12 protein-coding genes are annotated in these 8,979 nt (G+C 51.8%); 11 read left to right on the top strand and 1 reads right to left on the bottom strand.

Annotated elements, in window-relative coordinates:
* The first annotated feature begins 105 nt into the window (after positions 1-105).
* Positions 106-654, top strand: a complete 549-nt coding sequence (slyD, locus tag G5574_RS11775; RefSeq protein WP_006120568.1) for a peptidylprolyl isomerase — start codon at positions 106-108, stop codon at positions 652-654.
* Positions 655-772: 118 nt separating this feature from the next.
* Here the strand turns inward: slyD and G5574_RS11770 are convergent, their stop codons facing one another.
* Positions 773-991, bottom strand: coding sequence for a protein SlyX (locus G5574_RS11770; RefSeq protein ID WP_033741538.1), 219 nt, complete (start codon positions 989-991; stop codon positions 773-775).
* Positions 992-1,260: 269 nt separating this feature from the next.
* Here G5574_RS11770 and fkpA point away from each other — a divergent pair, with 269 nt between their 5' ends.
* The 10 genes from fkpA to bfd all read left to right on the top strand — a co-directional run bounded on the left by fkpA (position 1,261) and on the right by bfd (position 8,923).
* Positions 1,261-2,097 (top strand): FKBP-type peptidyl-prolyl cis-trans isomerase, encoded by an 837-nt coding sequence (gene fkpA, locus G5574_RS11765; protein WP_006120570.1) that lies wholly within the window; start codon positions 1,261-1,263, stop codon positions 2,095-2,097.
* A gap of 158 nt (positions 2,098-2,255) precedes the next feature.
* Positions 2,256-2,978, top strand: coding sequence for a helix-turn-helix transcriptional regulator (locus G5574_RS11760; protein ID WP_033741536.1), 723 nt, complete (start codon positions 2,256-2,258; stop codon positions 2,976-2,978).
* Positions 2,978-3,364, top strand: a complete 387-nt coding sequence (gene tusD / locus G5574_RS11755) for a sulfurtransferase complex subunit TusD (RefSeq protein ID WP_006120572.1) — start codon at positions 2,978-2,980, stop codon at positions 3,362-3,364. The genes G5574_RS11760 and tusD overlap by 1 nt, the downstream gene beginning before the upstream one ends.
* Positions 3,364-3,723: a sulfurtransferase complex subunit TusC gene (gene tusC, locus G5574_RS11750; protein ID WP_033741534.1), complete on the top strand. Its 360-nt coding sequence runs from the start codon at positions 3,364-3,366 to the stop codon at positions 3,721-3,723. Before tusD ends, tusC begins: the two co-directional genes overlap by 1 nt.
* Before the next feature lie 9 nt (positions 3,724-3,732).
* Entirely contained in the window at positions 3,733-4,020 is a 288-nt protein-coding gene (gene tusB / locus G5574_RS11745; RefSeq protein WP_033741532.1) for a sulfurtransferase complex subunit TusB, read from the top strand.
* A 128-nt stretch (positions 4,021-4,148) separates the two neighbouring features.
* Complete coding sequence (rpsL, locus tag G5574_RS11740; protein ID WP_006120575.1) at positions 4,149-4,523, top strand: 30S ribosomal protein S12; 375 nt, start codon at positions 4,149-4,151, stop codon at positions 4,521-4,523.
* A 96-nt stretch (positions 4,524-4,619) separates the two neighbouring features.
* A complete protein-coding gene (gene rpsG, locus G5574_RS11735) occupies positions 4,620-5,090 on the top strand; it encodes a 30S ribosomal protein S7 (protein WP_006120576.1) in 471 nt (156 codons plus the stop codon).
* A gap of 93 nt (positions 5,091-5,183) precedes the next feature.
* Positions 5,184-7,298 carry an elongation factor G gene (gene fusA, locus G5574_RS11730; RefSeq protein ID WP_006120577.1) on the top strand — a complete coding sequence of 705 codons (2,115 nt, stop codon included), beginning with the start codon at positions 5,184-5,186 and terminating at the stop codon, positions 7,296-7,298.
* Positions 7,299-7,366: 68 nt separating this feature from the next.
* Positions 7,367-8,551: an elongation factor Tu gene (gene tuf, locus G5574_RS11725; RefSeq protein WP_006120578.1), complete on the top strand. Its 1,185-nt coding sequence runs from the start codon at positions 7,367-7,369 to the stop codon at positions 8,549-8,551.
* A gap of 177 nt (positions 8,552-8,728) precedes the next feature.
* Positions 8,729-8,923 carry a bacterioferritin-associated ferredoxin gene (bfd, locus tag G5574_RS11720; RefSeq protein ID WP_033741530.1) on the top strand — a complete coding sequence of 65 codons (195 nt, stop codon included), beginning with the start codon at positions 8,729-8,731 and terminating at the stop codon, positions 8,921-8,923.
* Positions 8,924-8,979: the final 56 nt, after the last annotated feature.

Below are 8,979 nucleotides of genomic sequence, written 5' to 3'. Positions count from 1 at the left end.
AAGAGTGCCTCTTGTACTCAGCCCCGAACCTTTCTGGTTGGTGTTATTGCACGCAAGAATAGACCAATGAGACGGGATCTTAGTTCTCAACGGTTAGGAGATATCATGAAAGTAGCAAAAGACCTGGTGGTAAGCCTGGCCTATCAGGTACGTACAGAAGACGGTGTGTTGGTTGACGAGTCACCGGTGAGTGCACCGTTAGACTATCTGCACGGTCATGGTTCCCTGATTTCTGGTCTGGAAAATGCGCTGGAAAACCACGTCGCGGGCGATAAGTTTGACGTGCATATCCCGGCAAATGACGCGTACGGTCAGTACGATGACAACCTGGTACAGCGCGTACCAAAAGACGTCTTTATGGGCGTTGACGAATTACAGGTTGGCATGCGTTTCCTGGCGGAAACCGATCAGGGTCCGGTGCCGGTTGAAATCACCGAAGTGGAAGACGACCATGTTGTGGTTGACGGTAACCACATGCTGGCGGGTCAGAACCTGAACTTTAACGTTGAGGTGGTTGCGATTCGTGAAGCCACACCGGAAGAGCTGGCACACGGCCATGTTCACGGTGCAGATGGTCATCACCACGATCACGACCATGACCATGACCACGGTAAAGGTGGTTGCGGAACGGGCGGTTGTGGCTGCAGCCACTAAGTCCGACGCGGTAGTGCAGGGCCACCTTCGGGTGGCCTTACTTTTTGCGGCATTATATTGTCAGCAGGCCTCGGCAGAACGGGCCTGCCGACAGTCAGCCTGGCCTGTCACGGATGGATCAGTAATGCGGCGGCGGGGTTTCATCTGAAGCATCGGCAATCATCGACGGCGCGCTGGCTTTAAACTTTTCAAGTAACAGGCGCATATGTTCGCGCATCTTACTCATTTCAAGTTCATGCTGAACGACGGTATTGTTCAGTTGATCGATAGTGATCTCCTGAAAGGCCAGCTTACTTTCAAGCGCTTCAATACGTTGTTCCCACTCTGACTGTTGCATGATCTTTTCTCCTGTTAAGGGGTTACTCAGCGCATGATTCTAAAGGCTGGCGTTGCAGAATTGCCCTATTTATTCGCTTTTATTTGGTGTTTAGCTTGAAAAAGGGTCAGATGACATCATCTCTGGTGAAACTTCCTGATGCAAAAAAGGTCGGAAGTAGACCAGATAATTACGTTGTGGGAGTGTTCGTCATTGCCACGTAAAGTTATAGTGTGGGCCCTCAGTCCGCAATGATTCCCGAGGTGAGAGGCTTCGGTTTTGGAGAAAGGATGAAATCACTGTTTAAAGTCACATTGTTAGCTACCACCATGGCCGTCGCGCTGAATGCTCCGCTGGCAATGGCTGCAGAAACAGCAGCAGCTCCGGCCGCTGCCGATGCTCCACAGTCTGCTCCTCAGGCTCCAAAAAATGCCGCCTTCAAAAATGAAGATCAGCAATCTGCATACGCTTTGGGTGCGTCACTGGGCCGTTATATGGACAACTCCCTGAAAGAACAGGAGAAGTTGGGCATCAAGCTGGACAAGCAGCAACTGATTGCCGGTGTTCAGGACGCGTTTGGCGGCAAGAGCAAGCTGTCTGACGAAGAAATCGAGCAAACCCTGCAGGCGTTCGAAGCCCGCGTGAAAGGCGCGGCGTCAGCCAAGATGGAAAAAGACGCAAAAGAAAATGCCGAGAAGGGTGAAGCTTACAGCGCTAAGTTTGCTAAAGAGAGCGGCGTGAAGAAGACCGAAAGTGGTCTGCTGTATAAGGTTGAGAAAGAAGGGACCGGTGAGGCACCAAAAGACAGCGATACAGTCGTTGTAAACTACAAAGGTACGCTGATCGACGGCACCGAGTTTGATAACTCTTACACGCGCGGTGAGCCCCTGTCTTTCCGTCTTGACGGCGTGATTCCAGGCTGGACTGAAGGCCTGAAGCACGTTAAGAAAGGCGGTAAGATCAAGCTGGTTATCCCACCAAACCTGGCGTACGGTAAAAACGGTGTTCCGGGCATCCCGGCTAACTCCACGCTGGTGTTTGACGTTGAGCTGCTTGATATCAAACCGGCACCAAAAGCGGATGAAAAAACGCAGGCACCTGCTGCTGACGCGAAGAAATCCCAGTAATCTGTCTGCCGCCACCTTCGGGTGGCGGTTTCTCTTTATGACAAACCTCTGGCATAACCCCGCGACATTTGCCAGACTATCGCCTGCATAACTATCCCAATATTGAGTCTGCCCGTAGCCGCTGTGACAGGCTCCAGCCATGTAGGGTGATGTCTTCAATGTCTAATCCATTCAATCCCGGTGAACTGAGCGACTTCGATCTTCTGGAGCAGCATCCGTTCGAGCAAACTGATTACGATATTTTAAAATCGTATGAGGCCGTTGTAGATGGTCTTGCCATGTTGATCGGCTCGCATTGTGAAATCGTCCTCCACTCACTGGAAGATTTAAACTGTTCGGCCGTGCGTATTGCTAACGGCGAGCATACGGGGCGTAAAGTGGGCTCGCCCATCACGGATTTAGCCTTGCGCATGCTGCATGATATGCAGGGTGCAGACAGCAACGTCTCCCGCGCTTACTTTACCCGCGCGAAAAGTGGTGTGCTGATGAAGTCCGTCACGATTGCGATTCGTAATCGCCAGCATCGGGTGATTGGCTTGCTGTGTATCAACATGAACCTCGACGTTCCGTTTTCACAGATCATGTCGACGTTTCTGCCGCCAGAGATGCAGCAGGTCGATTCCAATGTGAACTTTGCCAGTTCGGTCGATGACCTGGTCATGCAGACGCTGGAATTTACGATTGAAGAAGTGAGCGCCGACCGTAACGTCTCGAATAATGCCAAGAACCGTCAGATCGTATTGAATCTGTATGAAAAAGGGATTTTCGATATCAAAGACGCCATCAATCAGGTCGCCGAGCGCTTAAATATTTCCAAACATACCGTGTACCTGTACATCCGCCAGTTTAAAAACGGTGACTTTCAGGGGCAGGATCGTTAATGCGCTATGCGCTTCTTGTCACCGGTCCGGCTTATGGTACGCAGCAGGCGACCAGCGCCCTGCTGTTTGCCAACGCGCTGCTGGCAGCGGGACACCAGCTGGAAAGCGTCTTTTTTTATCGGGAAGGCGTGCTGAACGCCAATCAGCTTAGCGCGCCCGCCAGTGACGAATTCGATCTTGTTCGTGCCTGGCAGTCGCTTCATCAGGCGCATGGGGTGGCGCTGAACATTTGCGTGGCGGCCGCACTCCGGCGCGGCGTAACGGATGCGCAGGAAGCCTCACGGCTTGCGCTGCCGGGCGCGAATCTTCAGCCCGGTTTTACCCTGGCCGGCTTAGGCGCGCTGGCGGAAGCGGCGCTGCGTTGCGAGCGGATGGTGCAGTTCTGATGAAGCGTGTCGCGTTTGTATTCACCCGAGCCCCACATGGCAGCAGTGCGGGACGTGAAGGGTTAGATGCGGTGCTGGCCACCGGCGCGTTGAGTGACGATATCGGCCTGTTTTTTATTGGAGATGGCGTTCTGCAGCTTAACAGTGAGCAACAGCCGGAAAATATTCACAGCCGGCATTATGCCGCTACCTTCGGCGTGCTGGCGCTGTATGATATCGACCAGTGTTATCTGTGCAGGGCGTCGCTGCAGTCGCGCGGTTTAGCGGAAAATGCGCCACGCATTCTGGATGCCGAAATTTTAGATGCGTCGGCCCTGCGGCAAAAACTCGCAGGCTATGACCGTATTTTGACTTTTTAAGAGCACCTAATGCTGCATACGTTATTTCACTCACCGACTTACAGCGACATCGAAAGCCTGACCCGACTGCTTATGCCGGAGGATGACCTGCTCTTGCTGCAGGATGGCGTACTGGCGGCGATTGAGGGCAGCAGGGCGCTGGAACAGCTTCGCGCCTCAGGGGCGAAGCTCTGGGCACTGGAAGATGACCTGAATGCCCGGGGGCTGAGCACGCAAATTTCCCCTGTTGTGCAGTCTGTGGACTATACTTTTTTCGTTGCGCTAACGGTAAAACATCAACAACAAATGGCCTGGTAATGCGTTGGCCCCCTGGTTATTTCTTGACACCTTTTTGACACAGCCCTAAAATTCTGCCTCCTCGTAATTCTACGAGGTGATTTATTACGTGTTTACGAAGCAAAAAGCTAAATCCCAGGAGCTATTTAATGGCAACAGTTAACCAGCTGGTTCGCAAACCACGCGTCCGCAAAGTTGCAAAGAGCAACGTGCCGGCGCTGGAAGCTTGCCCGCAGAAACGTGGCGTTTGTACCCGTGTGTACACCACCACTCCTAAAAAACCAAACTCAGCACTGCGTAAAGTTTGCCGTGTGCGTTTGACTAACGGTTTTGAAGTCACCTCCTACATCGGTGGTGAAGGTCACAACCTGCAGGAACACTCCGTGATCCTGATCCGTGGCGGTCGTGTTAAAGACCTGCCAGGTGTGCGTTACCACACCGTTCGTGGCGCGCTGGACTGCTCAGGTGTTAAAGACCGTAAGCAGTCACGCTCCAAGTACGGCGTGAAGAAGCCAAAGGCTTAATGGTTCTCCGTTAAGTAAGGCCAAACGTTTTAACTTAAATGTCAAACTAAACTCGTAGAGTTTTGGACAATCCTGAATTAACAACGGAGTATTTCCATGCCACGTCGTCGCGTCATTGGTCAGCGTAAAATTCTGCCGGATCCTAAGTTCGGATCAGAGCTGCTGGCTAAATTTGTAAATATCCTGATGGTAGATGGTAAAAAATCTACTGCTGAATCTATCGTCTATACCGCACTTGAGACCCTGGCTCAACGTGCTGGTAAAGATGGCCTGGAAGCTTTTGAGGTTGCTCTCGAAAACGTGCGTCCGACTGTCGAAGTTAAGTCACGTCGCGTTGGTGGTTCAACCTATCAGGTTCCAGTTGAAGTCCGTCCGGTTCGTCGTAATGCCCTGGCAATGCGTTGGATCGTAGAAGCTGCTCGTAAACGCGGTGATAAATCTATGGCTTTACGCCTGGCGAACGAACTTTCTGACGCTGCAGAAAACAAAGGTACTGCAGTTAAGAAACGCGAAGACGTTCACCGTATGGCTGAAGCCAACAAGGCGTTCGCTCACTACCGCTGGTAACAGCTGCGTAGTTGTTGTTAAACCAGCGGGCGCTCAAACAGCCAACCCGCTGGGGTCGACTAACTTTGAACGTCCTAAAAACCGAGGAATAAAATGGCTCGTACAACACCCATTGCGCGCTACCGTAATATCGGTATCAGCGCACACATCGACGCCGGTAAAACCACTACTACCGAGCGTATCCTGTTCTACACCGGTGTTAACCACAAAATCGGTGAAGTGCATGATGGCGCAGCGACCATGGACTGGATGGCACAGGAGCAGGAACGTGGTATTACCATCACGTCTGCTGCAACGACCGCGTTCTGGTCAGGTATGGCTAAGCAGTTTGAGCCACACCGCATCAACATCATCGACACCCCGGGACACGTTGACTTCACCATCGAAGTAGAACGTTCCATGCGTGTGCTCGATGGCGCAGTAATGGTTTACTGTGCTGTAGGTGGTGTTCAGCCACAGTCTGAGACCGTATGGCGTCAGGCTAACAAATATAAAGTTCCACGCATTGCGTTCGTTAACAAAATGGACCGCATGGGTGCAAACTTCCTGAAAGTAGTTGGTCAGATCGAATCTCGTCTGGGCGCGACTCCGGTTCCGCTGCAGATCGCTATCGGCGCTGAAGAAAACTTCACCGGCGTTGTTGACCTGATCAAAATGAAAGCCATCAACTGGAACGACCAGGATGCGGGCGTGACCTTCGATTACGAAGAGATCCCAGCTAACCTGCAAGAACTGGCTGAAGAATGGCGCGGCAAGCTGATCGAAGCTGCAGCAGAAGCCTCTGAAGAGCTGATGGAGAAATTCTTCAGCGGTGAAGAGCTGACTGAAGAAGAGATCAAAAAAGCGCTGCGTCAGCGCGTGCTGAAAAACGAAATCATCCTGGTGACCTGTGGTTCTGCATTTAAGAACAAAGGTGTTCAGGCAATGCTGGATGCGGTTGTTGAGTATCTGCCAGCCCCGACCGACGTACCGGCAATCAACGGTATGCTGGACGATGGTAAAGATACCCCAGCTGAGCGTCACGCAAGTGATGAAGAGCCGTTCTCTGCTCTGGCGTTTAAGATCGCAACTGACCCATTCGTGGGTAACCTGACGTTCTTCCGCGTTTACTCTGGTGTGGTTAACTCAGGCGATACCGTTCTGAACTCCGTGAAATCTGCACGTGAGCGTTTCGGTCGTATCGTTCAGATGCACGCTAACAAACGTGAAGAAATCAGCGAAGTTCGCGCAGGTGACATCGCCGCTGCGATCGGCCTGAAAGACGTTATCACTGGTGATACCCTGTGTGATCCAAACGCGCCAATCATTCTGGAGCGTATGGAATTCCCTGAGCCGGTAATTTCTATCGCCGTTGAGCCGAAAACCAAAGCTGACCAGGAAAAAATGGGTCTGGCTCTGGGTCGTCTGGCGAAAGAAGACCCGTCATTCCGCGTATGGACTGACGAAGAGTCTAACCAGACTATCATCGCTGGTATGGGTGAACTTCACCTCGATATCATCGTTGACCGTATGAAGCGTGAATTCAACGTTGAAGCGAACGTGGGTAAACCACAGGTTGCTTACCGTGAAGCTATCCGCTCTAAAGTTACCGGTATCGAAGGTAAACACGCCAAGCAGTCTGGTGGTCGTGGTCAGTACGGTCATGTTGTTATCGACATGTACCCGCTGGAGCCAGGTTCGAACCCGAAAGGTTACGAATTTGTCAACGATATCAAAGGTGGTGTAATTCCTGGCGAATTCATCCCAGCCGTTGATAAAGGTATCCAGGAGCAGTTGAAATCAGGCCCACTGGCAGGTTATCCGGTTGTGGATCTGGGTGTTCGTCTGCACTTCGGTTCTTACCATGACGTTGACTCCTCTGAACTGGCGTTTAAACTGGCCGCGTCTATTGCCTTTAAAGATGGCTTTAAGAAAGCGCAGCCTGTTCTGCTTGAGCCTATCATGAAGGTTGAAGTTGAAACCCCAGAAGAGAACACCGGTGACGTAATCGGTGACCTTAGCCGTCGTCGTGGTATGCTCAAAGGGCAGGAATCTAACGCTACTGGCGTTCAGATCCACGCTGAAGTTCCACTGTCTGAAATGTTCGGATATGCAACTCAGCTGCGCTCTCTGACCAAAGGTCGTGCTTCGTACTCCATGGAGTTCCTGAAGTATGACGACGCACCGAACAACGTTGCGCAGGCCGTTATTGAAGCTCGTAGCAAATAAGCTACGGTTTAAATTTGAACTGATGCCTTCATCCCGGGTGATGAAGGCATAACGTAAGGAATATCGCCATGGCGAAAGAGCAATTTCAACGTAACAAACTGCACGTAAACGTGGGCACCATCGGTCACGTTGACCACGGTAAAACCACCCTGACTGCAGCAATCACCACCGTTCTGGCTAAAACTAACGGCGGCCAGGCGCGTGCGTTCGACCAGATCGACAGCACCCCTGAAGAAAAAGCACGTGGTATCACCATCAACACTGCACACGTTGAGTATGAAACCCCGTCTCGCCACTATGCACACGTTGACTGCCCGGGCCACGCCGACTATGTGAAAAACATGATCACCGGTGCTGCGCAGATGGACGGCGCGATCCTGGTTGTTGCTGCGACTGACGGCCCAATGCCGCAGACCCGTGAGCACATCCTGCTGGGTCGTCAGGTAGGCGTTCCTTACATCATCGTGTTCCTGAACAAGTGTGACATGGTTGATGACGAAGAGCTGCTGGAGCTGGTTGAGATGGAAGTCCGTGACCTGCTGTCACAGTACGACTTCCCGGGCGACGATACTCCAATCGTTCGCGGTTCAGCACTGAAAGCGTTGGAAGGCAACCCAGAGTGGGAAGAGAAGATCGTTGAGCTGGCTAACCACCTGGACAACTACATCCCGGATCCGGTTCGTGCTATCGACATGCCGTTCCTGCTGCCAATCGAAGACGTATTCTCAATCTCTGGCCGTGGTACTGTAGTAACCGGTCGTGTTGAGCGCGGTGTTGTTAAAGTCGGCGACGAAGTTGAAATCGTGGGTATCAAAGATACGGCGAAATCAACCTGTACCGGTGTTGAAATGTTCCGCAAACTGCTGGACCAGGGTCAGGCAGGCGAAAACTGTGGTGTTCTGCTGCGCGGTATCAAGCGTGAAGACATCCAGCGTGGTCAGGTTCTGGCGAAGCCAGGCACCATCAAGCCACACACCAAGTTCGAGTCAGAAGTTTACGTTCTGTCTAAAGACGAAGGTGGCCGCCATACTCCGTTCTTCAAGGGCTACCGTCCACAGTTCTACTTCCGTACCACTGACGTGACCGGTTCAGTAGAGCTGCCAGAAGGCGTTGAAATGGTTATGCCAGGCGACAACATCAAAATGGTTGTTACCCTGATCCACCCAATCGCAATGGACGAAGGTCTGCGCTTCGCAATCCGCGAAGGTGGCCGTACCGTTGGCGCGGGCGTTGTTGCTAAAGTTATCGCTTAATTGTGATCTCTGATGTGGCCACATGAGTGGCTACTGCAAAATAAAAAGAGCACTTCGGTGCTCTTTTTTTATGCCTGTCATTTAATCACGCAGGCTTTCTCCTCACAAAAGGTAGGTTTGAAATAAAAACGATTCGCATTTACACTGTGCGCACGAAATAGACCGGGTGATGAATAAATGTACGTCTGTCTGTGTAATGCCATCAGTGACAAAACGCTCCGTGAAGTCGTGCGCCGTTATCAGCCCAAATCTATCCAGCAGTTGCGCCAAATCGTGCCCGTGGGAAAGCAATGTGGAAAATGTATTCGGGATGCCCGTGCGATTATGGATGAAGAGATGCAGCACGCTCCGCAATATAAAGAAATCGCGTAAACGCACACACACCACCGACTTGATAATACCCACAATTTTCATCGCGTTTTTTTGAC

Source organism: Pantoea stewartii (assembly GCF_011044475.1).
In the GTDB taxonomy this organism is placed as follows: domain Bacteria; phylum Pseudomonadota; class Gammaproteobacteria; order Enterobacterales; family Enterobacteriaceae; genus Pantoea; species Pantoea stewartii.
This window is presented reverse-complemented; position numbering and strand designations above follow the sequence as displayed.